Genomic DNA, 16695 nt, shown 5'->3' on the forward strand with positions numbered 1-16695 from the left:
GCAGCCTTCTCTTGCCCCATAGCGGGTTCGGAGAGCGCTTACGCGTTTCAACCAAGCCCAGGCAGGTGCGTTTGAGCCGCCCTTTTCCTGTCCTTTCATGTTGCGGCAGGTGCTGTACAATCTCACCGATCAAATAGGTATATTCGTCGGAAATTTTCGTTATAATGACGAAAATTTCGGTCATATTTTTGGGTGCGTATGATGGATGAGCTGGATCAGGCGATTATCGGGCTGTTGTCCTCGGATGCGCGGATGTCGCTTTCGACGCTGGCGCGGCGGCTGAAGGTGGCGCGCTCGACGGTTCAGGCGCGGCTGGAGCGGCTGGAGACGAGCGGCGTGATCGCAGGCTACACGGTCAAGCTGGGCGAGGCTGCGCGGGCGGGCCGCCTGCGCGCCAGCGCCCTGCTGGAGATCGAGCCGCGCGCCCAGGCCGCCATCCTGAGCCGTCTGAAATCCATCCCCGAGGTCGAGCGCGTCCTGACGACCTCGGGGCGGGTCGACCTGTTGCTGCAACTGGCGGTGAGTTCGACCCAGCAGCTGGACAAGGTGCTCGACGATATCGGGGGGATCCCCGGGGTGCAAAGCACCGAGAGCCTGATCCATCTGTCGACAAAGCTTGATCGCGCGGTCTGAGGGCAAGGCCGGGGGCTTCGCGCCCCCGGACCCCCGCGGGATATTTTGACCACATTGAAGGGGGGCGGGGTGTCCGGGCCATGCGGGAAAGGCTTTTCCTTGTCTGGCCTGCGCGCTAAAGAGCCTCAAGCCGAATGAGGACGTGACCGATGACGATGGAAAAGACCTTCGATGCGCGCGAGGCCGAGCCGCGTATCTATGCGAAGTGGGAAGAGGCGGGGGCCTTCAAGGCGGGGGCCAATGCCTCGCGCGAGGAGACCTTCTGCATCATGATCCCGCCGCCGAACGTCACCGGGGCGCTGCATGTGGGCCATGCCTTCAACAACACCATTCAGGACATCCTGACCCGCTGGCACCGGATGCGGGGCTATGACACGCTCTGGCAGCCCGGGCAGGACCATGCCGGTATCGCGACCCAGTTGATGGTCGAACGCGAGCTGGCGAAATCGGGCCAGAAGCGCACCGATTTCAGCCGCGAAGAATTCCTGGGCAAGGTCTGGGAATGGAAGGGCAAATACGGTCAGACGATCATCAACCAGCTCAAGCGGCTGGGGTCGTCCTGCGATTGGTCGCGCAATGCCTTCACCATGTCGGGCGCCCCGAATGCGCCCGAGGGTGAAGAGGGCAATTTCCATGACGCGGTGATCAAGGTCTTCGTGGAGATGTATAACAAGGGCCTGATCTACCGCGGCAAGCGGCTGGTGAACTGGGACCCGCATTTCGAGACCGCGATCTCGGACCTTGAGGTCGAGAATATCGAGGTTGCCGGTCACATGTGGCACTTCAAATACCCGCTCGCGGGTGGCGCCACCTATACCTATGTCGAGAAGGACGCCGAGGGGAACGTGCTCTTTACCGAAGAGCGCGACTATATCTCGATCGCGACGACCCGGCCCGAGACGATGCTGGGCGACGGCGCGGTGGCGGTGCATCCCTCGGACGCGCGTTATGCGCCGATCGTGGGGATGCTGTGCGAGATCCCCGTGGGGCCGAAGGAGCATCGCCGCCTGATCCCGATCATCACCGACGAATACCCCGATCCGACCTTCGGCTCGGGCGCGGTGAAGATCACCGGCGCGCATGACTTCAACGACTATCAGGTGGCCAAGCGCGCGGGCCTGCCGCTTTACCGGCTGATGGACACGCGCGGGCAGATGCGCGCGGATGGCGCGAGTTATGAGGACTGTGCCACCCGGGCGATGGAAATCTCGCGCGGGGCCGCGTTCACCGAGACCGAGGTCGATACGCTGAACCTGGTGCCCGAGGAGCTGCGCGGCCTTGACCGTTTCGATGCGCGCAAGGCGGTGGTCGAGGCGATCACCCGCGAAGGTCTGGCCGTGATGGTGCCCGCCACCGATCCACGCCTTGGCAAGGCGGCCGGCAAGGCCCCGGCCGAGGGCGAGGAAGGCGGCGACGAGGAGGCCAGCCTCGTGGCCCTGGTCGAGGCCAAGCCGATCATGCAGCCTTTCGGTGACCGCTCCAAGGTGGTCATCGAGCCGATGCTGACCGATCAGTGGTATGTCGATGCCGAGAAGATCGTGGGCAAGGCGCTGGATGCGGTGCGCAATGGCGATACGGTGATCCTGCCCGAGGCAGGCGAGAAGACCTATTATCACTGGCTGGAGAACATCGAGCCCTGGTGCATCTCGCGCCAGCTTTGGTGGGGGCACCAGATCCCGGTGTGGTATGGCCTCGACCTGTCGGCGCCGGGTTTCAAGGATGATGAGGGCGACGGCGCGCTCGATGAGGTGGAACTGGGCCGCCTGTTGCAGGAAGGCGGAATGCTTCACCGCAATGACGTCTACCACTGCGCCGCCGGCTTCGACGACGTGGTCGAGATGTTCCGCGACGACATTGCCGACATTCCGACCCCTCTCAACCATGCGCGCATGATTGAGGTGGCCGACAAGCAGGCCGCAATCGAGGCCCTGGCATCAAGCCTGGCGGATTACGCCGTAAGCCAGGACCCGACGCATCTGGTCTATCCGGTCTGGCGCGACCCGGACGTGCTCGACACCTGGTTTTCCTCGGGGCTCTGGCCGATCGGCACGCTTGGCTGGCCGAACTGGGATCAGAGCACCTCGAAATACTTCCCGACCGATGTGCTGGTCACGGGCTTCGACATCCTCTTCTTCTGGGTTGCGCGGATGATGATGATGCAACTGGCAGTGGTCGATCAGATCCCGTTCCATACCGTCTATCTGCACCAACTTGTCCGCGACGAGAAGGGCAAGAAGATGTCGAAGACGGCGGGCAACGTGATCGACCCGCTCGAGATCATCGACGAATACGGCGCCGACGCGCTGCGCTTTACCAATACCTCGATGGCGGCGCTTGGGGGGGTGCTCAAGCTCTCGAAGGACCGGATCGCGGGCTATCGCAACTTTGGCACCAAGATCTGGAACGCGACCCGCTTTGCCGAGATGAACGGCGTCTTCGAAGGCCCGGCCCCGGCAGGTATCCCGCAGCCCACGCATACCGTGAACCGCTGGATCATTGGCGAAACCGCCAAGGTGCGCGAGAGCGTCGATGCGGCCTTCGCGGCCTATCGCTTCAACGACGCGGCGCAGGCGCTTTACGGCTTTGTCTGGGGCAAGGTCTGCGACTGGTATGTAGAATTTGCCAAGCCCCTCTTTGACGGCGAGCAGGCCGAGGAAACCCGCGCGACCATGCGTTGGGTGCTTGAGCAGTGCTACACCATGCTGCACCCGATCATGCCCTTCATCACCGAAGAGCTGTGGGAACTGACCGCGCCGGAAGGTGGCCGCGCCAAGATGCTGGTGCATGGCGACTGGCCGAGCTATGGCGCCGAGCTGGTCGATGCCGAGGCCGACCGCGAGATGAACTGGGTGATCGACCTGATCGACGCGATCCGCTCGTCGCGCACCCAGATGGGCGTGCCCGCGGGCCTCAAGCTGCCGATGGTTCTGGCCGAGGCCGACGCGGCCGCCCGCGCCGCCATTGCCCGCAACGAGGCGCTGATCCTGCGTCTGGCGCGCGTCGACTCGGTCACCGAGACGGCGATCCCGAAGGGGGCGATCTCGATCCCGGTCGCGGGTGCGCTGTTCGGCCTGCCGCTGGAAGGCGTGATCGACATTCAGGCCGAGAAGGCGCGGCTGGAGAAGTCGCTGGCGAAGCTGGAGAAAGAGGCAGGCGCGCTGCGCGGTCGTCTGGGCAACCCCAAGTTCATCGAGAACGCCTCGGAAGAGGTGGTCGAGGAGGCCCGCGACAACCTTGCCGCCCGCGAGGAAGAGGCCGCCAAGGTCGCCGCCGCGGTCAAGCGTCTGGCGGAGCTTGGCTGACATCATGCCAGGCTGGCTGGCGCGGCTATGGATGCGGCTGAAGCACTTCCTGCGCCGCGAGGATGAGCTGGCGCGCTACCGCGCGCTGGCCACCACCCTTCGCCCGACGCGGCCGCTGGTGCGCTCTCTCGCGCCGCGCCGTTCCCCGCCCGCGCTGATCCTCACCGAGGAAGACCAGCGCGCGGCGAATGCACGGGTGTCGGAACTGCTGCTGCGCCAGGTCCAGCGCAATCTGCACGACCGCGAATAGCGCCGGGCCGGGGATCAGGCGAAAGCCGGGGCGCGTCCCTGAAGATTGGCGGCCACGACCTCCATCTGGTCAGGCTTGCCGATCAGATCGACCTGCTCGCGACTTTCGGCCAGCAAGACCTGCGCGGCAGGCGCAGCGTAGGCCGTCGAGATCAGCCGCTTGGCCGCACGGATGGCCGAGGGGCTGCGCGCGGCGATCGCCTCTGCCAGTTGCGAGGCACGGGCAAAGGGGTCTTCGGCCAGTTCGGTCACCAGCCCCCAGTCGAGTGCCTGAGGCGCATCGATCTCTTCGGCGGTGTAGGTCAGGCGGCGCAGCACATCGGGGCGCACCAGTTCGGGCAGCGTCACCATGCCGCCCATATCGGGGATCAGGCCCCATTTCATCTCCATGATCGACAGGCGTGTCGCGGGGGCGGCCACGCGAATGTCGGCGCCCATGGCAAGCTGGAAGCCCGCGCCGAAGACCACGCCATGCAGCGCCGCGATTACCGGCACCGGCAGCGTGCGCCAGATCAGCGAGAAATGCTGGAAACGGTTCGCCTCGCCATGGCTGCGCGGCATGATCAGCTCTTCGGCGCCACCCATGGCAAGACGCGCGAAGTTCGACACATCGAGCCCGGCGCAGAAGGCACGCCCCTCGCCCGCCAGAACCACCGCGCGCAGATCGGGCATCGCGGCCAGTTCCTCGCCTGCCGCGATCAGTTCCTCGATCATGTCGAAGGTGACGGCGTTCATCTTCTCGGGGCGCGAGAGCGAGACATAGGCGATGCCGCCCAGAACTTCGATCGTGACAGTGGCCATGGGATCCTCCTCTTTGATCCCAATATAAGGGCCGTCCGCGCGGGCGCGAGATGGGTGCGACCATTGGTGACGCAACGAAATTCCCTTGCCGGGTTTCGGCTTTGCCCGTAGCAATTTCGCCATGACCGGACCTCGCTTCACCCCGCTGATCGCCTCACTGCCCTCGACCGTGCCCTTCGTCGGCCCCGAGACGCAGGAGCGCCTGCGCGGCCGCCCCTTCGAGGCGCGGCTTGGCGCGAATGAAAACGGCTTCGGCCCCTCGCCGCGCGCGATCGCGGCCATGGCGGCGGCGGCGGGCGAGGTGTGGAAATACGGCGACCCCGAGAACCATGACCTGAGAGCGGCGCTGGCCGCGCATCACGGCTGCCGCCCCGAGAATATCATTGTGGGCGAAGGGATCGACGGGCTTCTGGGCTACCTTGTGCGGCTGGTGATCGAGCCGGGCGATACGGTGGTGACCTCGGACGGGGCCTATCCGACCTTCAACTACCATGTCGTGGGCTTTGGCGGCGTTCTGCACAAGGTTCCCTACCGCAACGACTGCGAGGACCCCGAGGCGCTGCTGGCCAAGGCCGCCGAGGTTGCGCCCAAGCTGATCTACATCGCCAATCCCGACAACCCGATGGCCTCCCACCACCCCGGCGAGACCATCGCACGCATGGTCGAGCGCGTGCCCGAGGGGAGCCTTCTGGTCCTCGACGAGGCCTATGTCGAGCTTGCCCCCGAGGGCACGGAGGCGCCGATTGACCCCGACGATCCGCGCGTGATCCGGATGCGCACCTTCTCGAAAGCGCATGGGATGGCCGGCGCGCGGGTGGGCTATGCTATCGGCGCGGCACCGCTGATCGCGGCCTTCGACAAGATCCGCAACCATTTCGGCATGTGCCGGATCAGCCAGGCGGGCGCGCTTGCGGCCTTGCAGGATCGCACCTGGCAGGCCTTCATGCGCCGCCTCGTGGCGGCCTCGCGCGATCAGATCGCGGCGATTGCGCGCGAGAACGGCCTGACGCCTCTGCCCTCGGCCACCAATTTCGTGGCCATCGACTGCGGCGCTGACGGGGCCTTTGCCCGCGCGGTTCTGGCCGAATTGACAGCCGCCGATATCTTTGCCCGGATGCCCGGCGTGGCACCGCTTGATCGCTGTATCCGCATCTCATGCGGACCCGAGGCCGAGATGGCGGCCTTCGCCGCCGCCCTGCCCGGCGCACTGGCCCGTGCCCGCGCGGCACAGGCGCGTTAAGGCCGATCACGAACCCCTCGCTGCTTGGTGATTTGCGCGGAGCGCCGCGCGAAAGCACCCTCCTGCCAACGCGAACAGGAGATGAAAATGAGCAGAATCAATCGCGCCCGTCGTATTGCCTTGCTGAGCCCGCTGGCCTTCGCGCTGGCCTTTGGCGCCTATGCGCAGGAAAGCCCTACCGGATCGACGATGGGGAGCGTGCAGGCCACCGCCGATGCCGCGCCTTCGACCCCGGCCTATCTGGCCGCCAATGCCAAGATGCATGCCGACATGGCCGTGCCTCTGACCGGCGACGCGGATGTGGATTTCGTGCGTTCGATGATCCCGCACCATGAGGGCGCCGTCGAGATGGCCAAGATCGTCAGCAAATATGGCGACGATCCCGAAGTGCGCAAACTGGCCGAGGAAATCATCGCGGCGCAGGAAGCCGAGATCGCCTGGATGGTCGAGTGGCTCGAAAAGAACGGCCAACCCTAAGCATTCGCGAATAGCCCCCGCACGTGGCAGCGGGGGCTCTGGCCGCGGTGGGGCCCCGTCCCCCGGCCCCGCCGCGCGCCCTTATTTCGTCGTGGCGGCCAGAACCGCCGCAGCTGCCGCGATCCCGCCCCGCCCATGCGGGATCGAGAGCGCCTGAAGCCCCGCCTCCATCACTGCAAGCGCGCCAAGCGTCATATGCGCATTGACATGGCCCATATGAGCGACGCGCAGATAGTCGCCCGCATCCGGCGCGCCCGGCTCGGTCATGCCCAAGCCAATGCCGAGGGTTACGCCCGCCTCGCGCTCACACCAGCCGCGCAGCTGGTCCGCGCCACCGTTGCCGATGCGCGCCGCCGTGACCGCATTCGAGCGCGCGGCGGGATCAAGGATGTTCAGGCGGAACTCCCCGCCCTGCCCCCAGGCATCGAAGGCCGCCCAGACCGCACGCGCCAGCGCCGCGTGCCGAGCCCAGACCTGCGGCAGCCCTTCTTCGTCGAGCAGCATCTTGAGCGACTCGGCCAGGCCATAAAGGTGATGGGTCGGCGCAGTGCCGGCGAAATGCTGATAATAGGCCTCGGCGAAAAGGCGCGGGTGCCAGTTCCAATAGGGCGTTGCCAGATCGGAGCCCTTGCTGGCCGCCACCGCCTTGTCGGAGACCCAGACAAAACCCAGACCCGGTGGCACCATCAGCCCCTTCTGGCTGGCCGCGATCATCACATCGACGCCCCAATCGTCGAAGCGGAACTCGTCGCAGGCGAGCGAGGCGATGCAATCCACCGCCAACAGCGCGGGATGCCCCACCGCATCGATCGCCGCACGCATCGCGGCAATATCGTTGCGCACGCTCGAGGCGGTATCGACATGAGTCACCAGCACCGCCTTGATGCGCCGTTCGGTATCGGCGCGCAACGCGGCCTCCAGCCGGGCGGGGTCGGCGGGCGTGCGGCGACCAAAGTCGATCATCTCGACCTCTACCCCCATACCGCGTGCGTGTTCCGCCCAGGAGATACCAAAGCGCCCGGTCGCGAGCACCAGCGCCTTGTCGCCCTTCGAGAACATGTTGGCGATCGCGGCCTCCCATGCGCCATGACCGTTCGAGATGTAGATCGCGACATGCGAGCTGCTCAGCGCGACGCGGCGCAGATCGGCCAGCACCGTCGCGGTGAGGTCCACGATCTCGCCCTCATAGATATTCGGCGCGGCGCGGTGCATGGCGCGCAGCACGCGGTCAGGCATGGTCGAGGGGCCGGGGATGGCCAGGTAGGGGCGGCCGTGGGCGAGGCTCATGAGGGGTCTCCGTGGGCTGATGGACCAAGCGGTAAAGAACGCCGCGAGCGTGGTCAACGCCCGGCGGCGGACAGCGGCCTTGCGCGGCTTGCTTGCCCGCAGGGGCGGTTTCGCGCTAGACCGCGTGAAACGCGCGCCTTTCGCGCCCTCAACCGACAGGCTTGTCTTGGCCAAGAGCACCGACCCCTATTCTTCGCGCAACCTCTTTGCTCGGCTGTGGACAGGCTATCTGCGCCGCCATTGGGCCAAGATGGCGCTGGCCATGCTGCTCATGGTCATCGAAGGCTCGACTCTTGGCGGGCTGAGCTGGATGCTGGAGCCGCTTTTCGACCGCGTCTTCGTTGCCGGGCAGGCCAGTCTGATCTGGTGGGTCGGCGGCGCGATCATGGGGTTGTTCGTCATACGTGCGGTAACCTCGGTCGCCTCGCGCACCCTGATGTCGAGCATCGCGCTTGGCACCTCGACCGCGATGCAGGCCGACCTCTTGCGCCATATCCTGAAGCTCGACCAGCGGTTCTTCCAGCACAACCCGCCCGGCGCGCTGATCGAGCGCGTGCAGGGCGACACCACCGCCGTTCAGGGCGTTTGGTCCGTCTTCATCACCGGGGCGGGGCGCGATGCCATCTCTCTGCTGGCCCTCTTCGGCGTGGCGATCTCGATCGACCCGGTCTGGACGCTTGCCGCGCTTGTCGGAACGCCGCTTCTGGTTCTGCCCACGGTAATGGCGCAGCGCTACATTCGTCGCAAGACCGGGCAGATGCGGCAAAACTCGGGTCTGCGCGCGACGCGGCTCGATGAGGTGTTTCACGGCATCAACGCGGTCAAGCTGAACCGGATGGAGGATTACCAAGCCGGTCGATTCGAGCGCCTTGTGGCCATCATCCGCCGTGCACAGATCAAGATGGCGGCCTCGCAATCGCTGATCCCGGCCCTGGTCGATATCATCACGGGCTTTGGCTTCTTTGCCGTTCTGGTATTGGGCGGGCGTCAGATCATCTCCGGTGAACGCACCGTGGGCGAGTTCATGTCTTTCTTCACGGCAATGGCGCTGGCCTTCCAGCCGATGCGGCGTCTGGGTGGCCTTGCGGGAACCTGGCAGGCGGCGGCGGCCAGCCTCGAACGCCTCTACCGGCTGTTCGACACGCCGCCCTCGATCACCAGCCCGGCAGTGCCCGCCGCCCTGCCCGCCTCGACCGAGATCCGGCTTGAGGATCTGCGCATGGCCTATGACAGCACGCCGGTCCTGCGCGGGCTGAGCTTTACGGCCGAGGCCGGCAAGACCACCGCTTTGGTCGGCCCCTCGGGGGCGGGCAAGAGCACGGTCTTTGCGCTGCTCACGCGGCTGATCGACCCCGACGAGGGGCGCATCACCATCGGCGGTGTGGATATCCGAACGCTCGATCTGGCGGCGCTGCGCGGGATGTTCTCGACCGTGGCGCAAGAGGCCGCGCTGTTTGACGAGACGATCCGTGAAAACATCCTTTTGGGCCGCACCGACGTGCCCGACGAGCGGCTGCAGGAGGCGCTGAACGCTGCCTATGTGACCGAGTTCACCGCAGCCCTGCCCACCGGCATTGACACGCCTGCCGGGCCGCGCGGTTCGGCGCTCTCGGGCGGGCAGCGTCAGCGCGTGGCGATCGCCCGCGCCGTGCTGCGCAACGCGCCGATCCTGCTCTTGGACGAGGCGACCTCGGCGCTCGATACCGCGTCCGAGGCGAAAGTCTCGCAGGCGCTCGACGGGCTGTCGCAGGGCCGCACGACGCTGGTCATCGCGCACAGGCTGTCGACGGTGCGCACTGCCGACAAGATCGTGGTCATCGTCGCCGGGCAAGTCGTCGAGGAAGGCACGCATGAGGAGTTGCTGGCCAAGGGCGGCACCTATGCGGACCTGTGCCGGATGCAACTGGTCGAATAAGGCACGCCCCCTATATCGGGGGCAGGAGGCATCATGGGTGAACGCGCGATCTACGAGATTTCCGGCAAAGACCGGGAACATTATCTGCAAGGGCTGGTCAGCAATGACGTCCGCCAGTTGGCTCAGGGGCCGGTCTATGCCGCGCTCTTGACGCCCCAGGGCAAGTATCTGGCCGATTTCCTGCTGGTGCCGAGGGGCGAGACGATCCTTCTCGATATCGACGCTGCGATAGCAGAGGCAACGGTGCGGCGACTGTCGATGTACAAGCTGCGCGCCGATGTGCAGATCGCGCCTTCGGCGCTGAAGGTTTTTCGCGGCACCGGCCCCGCCCCCGACGGCGCGGTGCAAGACCCGCGCCATCCGGCGATGGGCTGGCGGCTTTACGGCGATCAGGGCGGCGAGGACGGCACCGATTTCGACGCGATCCGCGTGGCCCATTGCATCCCCGAGACCGGGATCGAACTGACCCCCGAGACCTACATTCTCGAAGCCGGGTTCGAGCGCCTGCACGGCGTCGATTTCCGCAAGGGCTGTTACGTCGGTCAGGAAGTCACCGCGCGGATGAAGCACAAGGTCGAGTTGCGCAAGGGCCTCGCCTCCGTGCACATCGAGGGTGCTGCGCCCGTGGGCACCGAGATCACCGCTGATGGGCGCGGGGTCGGTACGCTCTTCACCCAATCGGGCGGAAAGGCCCTTGCGCATTTGCGTCTTGACCGTGCAGAGGGCGAGATGCGGGCCGGCGCCGCGCGGATCTGGCGCGACCTGGCCTAGCCACGGCATCGTTAGCGTTCACGAATGCGTTAGCCATGCAGCCAAAGCATGGATCGACATGATCGCGCGTTTGCGCTCCTTCGGCAGCGGTTTCCTCTGCGTCGCAGCGTCACACGGCTGTCAGATACCTTTTTTCATTGAAGAAAAGCTTGATCGGTTTTGCTGGATGCATATATATGGCCGGTCGCTGAAAGCGGACTCGACTAAATACGGTAACCACCATGCAAAAAATGCATGGCAGCCATACCTTAGGGGCTGTATCGAATCGGGACCCATCCGCCCTAGATGACCTGCACGCCAGGAAACGTAAGAGCAATAACAAAGGACGAAATAATGCGCGATTTCGTTGACGGCTCCGCATTCAACTATGAGCAAGGCCAACGCGCCCGCAAACTCTTCGCGGCCGTGGTGCTGGCAGCGCTCGACGATGCGATTGCCGATGACAAGAAATACGGGAATGGCCCCGAGCAGATCGCCCGGTGGGCACGTTCGCGCGACGGTCGGGAAGTGCTGTCCTGCGCCGGGATCGACCCGAACGAGCGCGTGGTGAAGGGCCTCATGGAATTCGTCGCCAAGGGCGTGCGGACTTCGGTCGCGCTGTCGCGCGAGGAAAGCGAACGCCGCATGGCTGCGGACGAGGCGGAAGCGGCCTGAGTTTCAGGGCTTCCCCAATGGCAAAAGGCGCGCCTGTCGGGCGCGCCTTTTGCATTTCAGGGGGATGGCGTCATTCGAAGTCGCGGCTGACCAGGACGCGCTGGATCTCGCGCCGGACAAGCTTGCGGACATTGCGGGTGATACGCTCGCCGAGTGCGCCCTGCAATTCCTGCCGGATGATCTCGGTCACCAGATCGCGCAGCGCATCTTCGTCGATCGAACTGGCAATCGCCATCTCATCGGCAAAAAGGCTGTCGGACTGCTCTTCATCGAAATGCGGTTCAGGTGCCGCTTCGCCGGTTCCCGCAACCAGTTCAGCGAGTTCATCACCATCGGCCTCAAAGGGATCGCCCTCTTCGGGCTCAAACTCCCCGCCTTTGTCGGCGACGGCGGCCTGCATCTGCGCCAGGCTGCTTTCCAGACGGCTGAGTTCTTCGCCCAGATCCTCGGGCACGACCAGGGGCGCCTCAAGCACCAGCGGCGCGTCCGGGGCGGGCTCGATCCGCTGCGCCGGCGTCAGAAGGAGAAGATCCGCCTCGCCCTCCGATTCGGGCGCGGCCGCAACCTCGGGCTCCGGCGCGGGTTCGGCCGCTGGCTCCGGCGCGGGTTCGGCCGCTGGCTCCGGCGCGGGTTCGGCCATCGCAACAGGTCGCACCACGGCCTTGACCGGCGCCGCAGCCGAATTGTCCTGCGACAGCAAGCGGCGGATGGACGATAGAACGTCCTCGATCTCGATTTGCTTTCCGGGTTCAGACATCATGCCTCAATCCTGCGATCGCTTCGCGTTTCTGTCCAGCCCCCAAGCGGGCAAAATCGCATATTTGCGCAAGGATCCGCGCGCCCGCACTAAATGCAGGCCGCGCGGGCGTGCGAGCCTCCTCAGTTCTTGCCGATAGCCTGCAGCACGCGATCCAGGCTCTTGCCTTGCGTGCTGGTGTAGGGCGCGTTGCGCACCGCATTGTAATAGGCCGCCGGATCATAGGTCGGAATGCCGAGCTTGAGGTCTTCCACAGTCAGAAGACCCATAGCCGACAAAAGTTGATAATAGGCTACCTGCAACTGGGCCTCGGCATCGATCCGCGAGGCGCGGGCGTCGAGCAGGTCCTGCTCGGCATCCAGCACGTCAAGCGTAGTGCGCGCGCCCAAGGTCGCCTCTTCCTTGACGCCATCATAGGCGATCGAGGCTGCCTGGATCTGCTCGTCGTAGGCGCGCATCTGGGCGCGATAAACATCGATCTGCGCCCAGGCCTGTGCCACGCCCTGCGCCAGTTCGACACCGGTCTGCGAAAGGGTTGCACGAGCCTGATCGCGGTTGGCAAGGGCCTGGCGATGCGCAGCCGGAAGCGCGCCACCGGAATAGAGCGTCTGGCTGAGCCCGATGCCCACCCCTTCGGTGGCATAGCCGCCCTCGGCATAGTTATAGGAAATCGAGCCCGTCACCTGCGGCATCCGCTGAGCGGCCGCGGCCAGAACACCCAGTTCGGCCATGGTCACGTTATGTTGGACCTGCTTGACCGCCGGGTGGTTGCGCTGCGCGATGGCGGTGGCTTCTGCGATGGACTTGGGCAGTTGCGGCGCTTTGGGCAGCGCCGAGACCCCGGCGGGATAGTGACCGATCGCGGCCTTGTAAGCCTCACGCGCGACCTGGTAGCTGCCGCGTGCTGCCGCCAGCGACGCCCGCGCGGCAGAAAGTTGCGCCTCGGCCTGCGACACGTCGGTCTTGGTAACCTCACCAACCTCGAAGCGGTCTTGCGCGGCCTTAAGCTCTTCGCTGATCACGCGCACCGAGTTTTCGTTGATCGCGACCTGCTCGGCACTGCTCTTGACGCTAGTATAGGCCGAGATCGCCGACAGCAGCACGCTCTGCTCAACCGAACGCAGCGCTTCGCGCGTCGCGAGAACAGCTTCCTTCTTGATGTCCAGCGCCAGACGGTTGCGGCCGAAATCGAACAGTGTCATCTGCGCCGCCAGCGTCAACGAGCCCGCAACGCGGTCAGACGTCGGTCTGAGATCGGATTTCGAATAACCGTATTCCGCCGACCATTGCAGCACCGGGCGCAGTGCCGCAACGGCCCCCGCCACATCTTCGTCCGCGGCGCGTAGCGCGGCGCGGTTCTGCTCAAGCAGGTTCGAGTTGCGATAGGCCGAGACCAGCGCGTCGGACAGCGTTTCAGCCCCGGCCGCCAACGGCAACATCATCATACCAAACGTCGCCGCAGCTGCGAGCACGATGGGTTTCAGGGTCTTGCGCGTCATGCCTCGGTCCTCGTTTTCGATTCTTGAGCCTTGGCCTGGCGCCAAGGCAAACCGGCCGCAAGCGCGGCCCATTCTTCAATTCACGCCGACCGACCGTGCCGCCAGGCCCCCGGTCAGAGCATAAAGCCTTTGCTCGCCTGGAAGCCCGGCAGAAGCGGGGCCGAGGCGTTGAACGCGTAGCGCCAGGTCACATCTCCGTCGATCTTGTGACCGATGCGAACGGTGCCGAGCGCGCCTTCGATGAACAATGCGGCAATACGACCACCTTCCTTGAGCTGGTCAAGAATCGCTTGCGGCACGGCCTCGACCGCGCCTTCAATGATAATCACGTCATAGGGGCCGTGCTTGGCAGAGCCCGCAGCCAGCTCTCCGGCCACGACAGCTGCGTTGTCAGCCCCGGCCTGCGCCAGCGTGGCCTCGGCCTGCGGCGCCAGATCGCCCTCTTCCAGCGCCACGACAGCCTCGGCCATCCGGGCGATCACGGCCGCCGAATAGCCAAGCCCGCAGCCGATATCCAGGATCAGGTCGGTACGCTGAATATCCAATGCATCCAGCATCTTGGCAAAGTTACGCGGCTCAAGCAGCACACGGCCCGGCGCGATCTCGACATTCTCGCCGACATAGGCAGCCTCGCGGCGCGCGGCGGGAACGAACTCCTCGCGCGGAACGTTCAGCATGGCATCGATAATCGGGAATTTCGTCACGTCGTTGGGACGAACCTGGGTGTCCACCATCATCGTGCGGCGCGCGGCGAAATCTTGCATGTCTGAACTCATCGGTTTGGGCGTCCTTTGTGAGGTTTTGACACATAAGAATCGAGTGGGCAACATGCCGCAGCATTGGCCAAGCGGTTGTTGCGCACAAGTTTCACGCGCGAGCGGCATTCCGGTCCAATCTGCCCCTTGCGCGGCGCTGCGCATTCCATTAGTTCAAACGCACCTCAAGGCTGGCGGGTTGGCGGAGAGGTTACGCACCGGATTGCAAATCCGTGAAGACCGGTTCGATTCCGGTACCCGCCTCCACTACTTAGCCGAAATCGTAGATCCCGGTTTACAGTCTGGTTTACAGACCGGTCGATAACGACGCCCATTTGGTGCGTCGCATGGCAGCATTTGCTCTGGAATGACCGTTCGACCTGAGGGCAATCTGCTCGAAGAATTTCGCGAGGTTGGCGCATGGCAAAGATGACCAGAGAAGATCTGATAGCGACAGGCTTCATTGTGATTGGAGAGTGGCGAGTCGAAGGCGATCAACTGACTTACCAAACGCAGCAGCCCGCTCCGAGCGTCGAGAGTGCGGCAATGGAGGTTTCCAACGCGCTATATGCCTTCGTCGATAAGGACACCGTTCTATACGTGGGCAAGACATCCAGGAGCCTGAAGAAGCGCTTTAAGACCTACTGCCGACCGGGTGAGACACAACGAACAAACCTTAAGAACAACGCCAACATTCGAGAGGCCATCGCCAAGGGCGCCCGCATCGAGATACTCGCGTTCACGCCAGTCGACCTTCTTAGATATGGCGAATTTGAGATCAATCTCGCCGCGGGCCTCGAGGACTCTCTAATTCGCCTTATTGACCCGCCTTGGAACGGCGGAGGCCTCGGGAAGGCGGAAACAGAGTCTGCGGCTTTGGAAGCCGAAGCCGAAGTCCGCACTGATGATGATCGACCGCTCGCTTCACCGGTCGCCCTGTTCACTTTCCCGCTTCACGCCACCTACTACGAGCGCGGGATCGTGAATGTCGGCGTGAAGGCAAGCAAATATCTCGGTGAGGACGGAGAGCCCTGCCAGGTTGCATTTCAAGATGGGTCGCGCTCAGTGGCGTCGAAGATCGACCGAACAGCCAACAGATCTGGCGGCGTAAGAATAGTGGGCGGCAATCGTGCCATTGCCGCCTGGTTCCAGTCCCATTTTCAGCCGGGCGACACGATAGAATGCGAGATCCTGGACCGAAACACTATCCGGTTCCGCACTAAAATGGCATAGCTTAGCGTTCGCCCGCCGCAACCTTCCGGCGCGCGACCATCAACTTCGCAAGCACGTCGTCAGCGACTTCGGGCACGAGTGCCGCATATGTTTCGATGATGTTTGCTGCATGTCGAATGCCCCAACCCATGGTCACCGCAATCTCGTTGAGAGAGCAGCCCGCGCGTAGCAATTCAGTCGCTGCGGTCCCGCGCATGTCATAGAGCCGAAGTTCGTCCCGGATCCGCGTTTTCGTTGGGTCCGTTGCGGCCGCTAAGTTTGCACGAAGCTTGAGATCTCGCACAATCTGCGATGCGCGCAGGCTTGTCAGCGCACCGCCCTGCAGCGCCACAACGAGATGCTTCTGATGCGGCGGGGTTTCGTCGATCAGCGCCGCCAGGGCGGGCGTAACCGGAATGCTCACCGGCACCGCAGTCTTCTTGCGCCGAAAAACGATGCGGCGCCCGCCCGGTGTCGGATGCACATTTTCACGCGTCAACGTTCCGATATCCTGCGGCGTCAGGCCGCCTTCGGAAGCCGCAATTACGATCCGCTTCTCCACCTCGTCTGCGACAGACAGAAGCGCTTCGAGTTCTTCGGGCGTCCAGATGATGTTCGAGCGGTCTGATTTGTAGGTGCGTTCAACCCCGCGATGATAATGTGTAGCAATACTCGTGTCCGTATTAACCGCCCAGTTGAGCAGGCGCGTCACGACCGAGGTCGCATAATCATATTGCTTCGGCGAATGAGCCCACCGCGCCTTCCACTCTTCGATCTCGGCGAGCGATTGACGCTCCTCGAACAGTTCAATCGGTTCCTCCCCGAATTCTTCGTCAAAAGAATCCAGGAACTTGAGGTAGTCGCTTTGAGTGCGCGGCGCCAACTTTTGAAAGTGAACAGAGCGCTTATAGCGCTCGATCACGGACGAGGTGCGTTTGCCTTCTGCTACCTTGGCGGCGCGTTTTTTCGACTGCCCCTCGACCGCATCAAGGTAGCGACGAAGATACTCCGGCGACCCTTCGATCACCGGCATCGCGGAGTCCCAGAACTTGGGGCCGCCGCGAAATGAATAGCCCCTAGATCTGTAGACGCCTTCTTCCCTAATTTTGAGGCAAGGAGGCCGAGATGGGCAAAGGCAATTTC

General features: G+C 64.2%; 15 protein-coding genes and 1 tRNA gene. 10 read left to right on the top strand and 6 right to left on the bottom strand.

What is annotated here, in order from left to right; all coding sequences use genetic code 11:
* Window positions 1-201: 201 nt before the first annotated feature.
* The 3 genes from KTQ37_RS11335 (at window position 202) to KTQ37_RS11345 (ending at window position 4185) form a co-directional block, all read left to right on the top strand.
* On the top strand, window positions 202-633 hold the full coding sequence (locus KTQ37_RS11335; protein ID WP_218630646.1) for an Lrp/AsnC family transcriptional regulator: 432 nt from the start codon (window positions 202-204) through the stop codon (window positions 631-633).
* Window positions 634-782: 149 nt separating this feature from the next.
* Window positions 783-3935: a valine--tRNA ligase gene (locus KTQ37_RS11340; RefSeq protein ID WP_218630626.1), complete on the top strand. Its 3153-nt coding sequence runs from the start codon at window positions 783-785 to the stop codon at window positions 3933-3935.
* A gap of 4 nt (window positions 3936-3939) precedes the next feature.
* Window positions 3940-4185 (top strand): hypothetical protein, encoded by a 246-nt coding sequence (locus KTQ37_RS11345; protein ID WP_218630627.1) that lies wholly within the window; start codon window positions 3940-3942, stop codon window positions 4183-4185.
* A 14-nt stretch (window positions 4186-4199) separates the two neighbouring features.
* Here the strand turns inward: KTQ37_RS11345 and KTQ37_RS11350 are convergent, their stop codons facing one another.
* Complete coding sequence (locus tag KTQ37_RS11350; protein ID WP_218630628.1) at window positions 4200-4985, bottom strand: crotonase/enoyl-CoA hydratase family protein; 786 nt, start codon at window positions 4983-4985, stop codon at window positions 4200-4202.
* A 121-nt stretch (window positions 4986-5106) separates the two neighbouring features.
* Here KTQ37_RS11350 and KTQ37_RS11355 point away from each other — a divergent pair, with 121 nt between their 5' ends.
* Together KTQ37_RS11355 and copM are read left to right on the top strand one after the other, a co-directional pair.
* Entirely contained in the window at window positions 5107-6225 is a 1119-nt protein-coding gene (locus tag KTQ37_RS11355) for a pyridoxal phosphate-dependent aminotransferase (protein ID WP_218630629.1), read from the top strand.
* 87 nt (window positions 6226-6312) lie between these two features.
* Complete coding sequence (gene copM, locus KTQ37_RS11360; RefSeq protein ID WP_218630630.1) at window positions 6313-6702, top strand: CopM family metallochaperone; 390 nt, start codon at window positions 6313-6315, stop codon at window positions 6700-6702.
* Between the two features lie 81 nt (window positions 6703-6783).
* On the opposite strand, the gene KTQ37_RS11365 is transcribed toward copM, so the two are convergent.
* On the bottom strand, window positions 6784-7989 hold the full coding sequence (locus KTQ37_RS11365; RefSeq protein ID WP_218630631.1) for a pyridoxal-phosphate-dependent aminotransferase family protein: 1206 nt from the start codon (window positions 7987-7989) through the stop codon (window positions 6784-6786).
* Between KTQ37_RS11365 and KTQ37_RS11370 the strand changes: the two genes are divergently transcribed.
* The 3 genes from KTQ37_RS11370 to KTQ37_RS11380 all read left to right on the top strand — a co-directional run bounded on the left by KTQ37_RS11370 (window position 7988) and on the right by KTQ37_RS11380 (window position 11329).
* Window positions 7988-9904: an ABC transporter ATP-binding protein gene (locus tag KTQ37_RS11370; protein WP_236021189.1), complete on the top strand. Its 1917-nt coding sequence runs from the start codon at window positions 7988-7990 to the stop codon at window positions 9902-9904. The genes KTQ37_RS11365 and KTQ37_RS11370 overlap by 2 nt on opposite strands.
* A gap of 33 nt (window positions 9905-9937) precedes the next feature.
* A complete protein-coding gene (gene ygfZ, locus KTQ37_RS11375) occupies window positions 9938-10675 on the top strand; it encodes a CAF17-like 4Fe-4S cluster assembly/insertion protein YgfZ (protein WP_218630632.1) in 738 nt (245 codons plus the stop codon).
* Between the two features lie 333 nt (window positions 10676-11008).
* Window positions 11009-11329, top strand: coding sequence for a DUF6280 family protein (locus tag KTQ37_RS11380; RefSeq protein WP_218630633.1), 321 nt, complete (start codon window positions 11009-11011; stop codon window positions 11327-11329).
* Between the two features lie 70 nt (window positions 11330-11399).
* On the opposite strand, the gene KTQ37_RS11385 is transcribed toward KTQ37_RS11380, so the two are convergent.
* From KTQ37_RS11385 to KTQ37_RS11395, 3 genes are all read right to left on the bottom strand, one after another.
* The gene (locus tag KTQ37_RS11385) at window positions 11400-12089 is read right to left on the bottom strand and encodes a hypothetical protein (RefSeq protein WP_218630648.1); all 690 of its coding nucleotides are present in this window, start codon (window positions 12087-12089) and stop codon (window positions 11400-11402) included.
* A gap of 119 nt (window positions 12090-12208) precedes the next feature.
* On the bottom strand, window positions 12209-13585 hold the full coding sequence (locus KTQ37_RS11390) for a TolC family outer membrane protein (protein WP_218630634.1): 1377 nt from the start codon (window positions 13583-13585) through the stop codon (window positions 12209-12211).
* Between the two features lie 113 nt (window positions 13586-13698).
* Window positions 13699-14349, bottom strand: coding sequence for a protein-L-isoaspartate O-methyltransferase family protein (locus KTQ37_RS11395; RefSeq protein WP_218630635.1), 651 nt, complete (start codon window positions 14347-14349; stop codon window positions 13699-13701).
* 184 nt (window positions 14350-14533) lie between these two features.
* Between KTQ37_RS11395 and KTQ37_RS11400 the strand changes: the two genes are divergently transcribed.
* Both KTQ37_RS11400 and KTQ37_RS11405 read left to right on the top strand, forming a co-directional pair.
* Window positions 14534-14607: transfer RNA gene (locus tag KTQ37_RS11400), tRNA-Cys, on the top strand.
* Between the two features lie 153 nt (window positions 14608-14760).
* On the top strand, window positions 14761-15573 hold the full coding sequence (locus KTQ37_RS11405; protein ID WP_218630636.1) for a GIY-YIG nuclease family protein: 813 nt from the start codon (window positions 14761-14763) through the stop codon (window positions 15571-15573).
* 1 nt (window position 15574) lies between these two features.
* Here the strand turns inward: KTQ37_RS11405 and KTQ37_RS11410 are convergent, their stop codons facing one another.
* On the bottom strand, window positions 15575-16585 hold the full coding sequence (locus KTQ37_RS11410; RefSeq protein ID WP_218630637.1) for a tyrosine-type recombinase/integrase: 1011 nt from the start codon (window positions 16583-16585) through the stop codon (window positions 15575-15577).
* Window positions 16586-16695 lie beyond the last annotated feature (110 nt).

Origin of the sequence: Sedimentimonas flavescens (genome assembly GCF_019264375.1) — a bacterium.
Classification (GTDB): domain Bacteria; phylum Pseudomonadota; class Alphaproteobacteria; order Rhodobacterales; family Rhodobacteraceae; genus Rhodobacter; species Rhodobacter flavescens.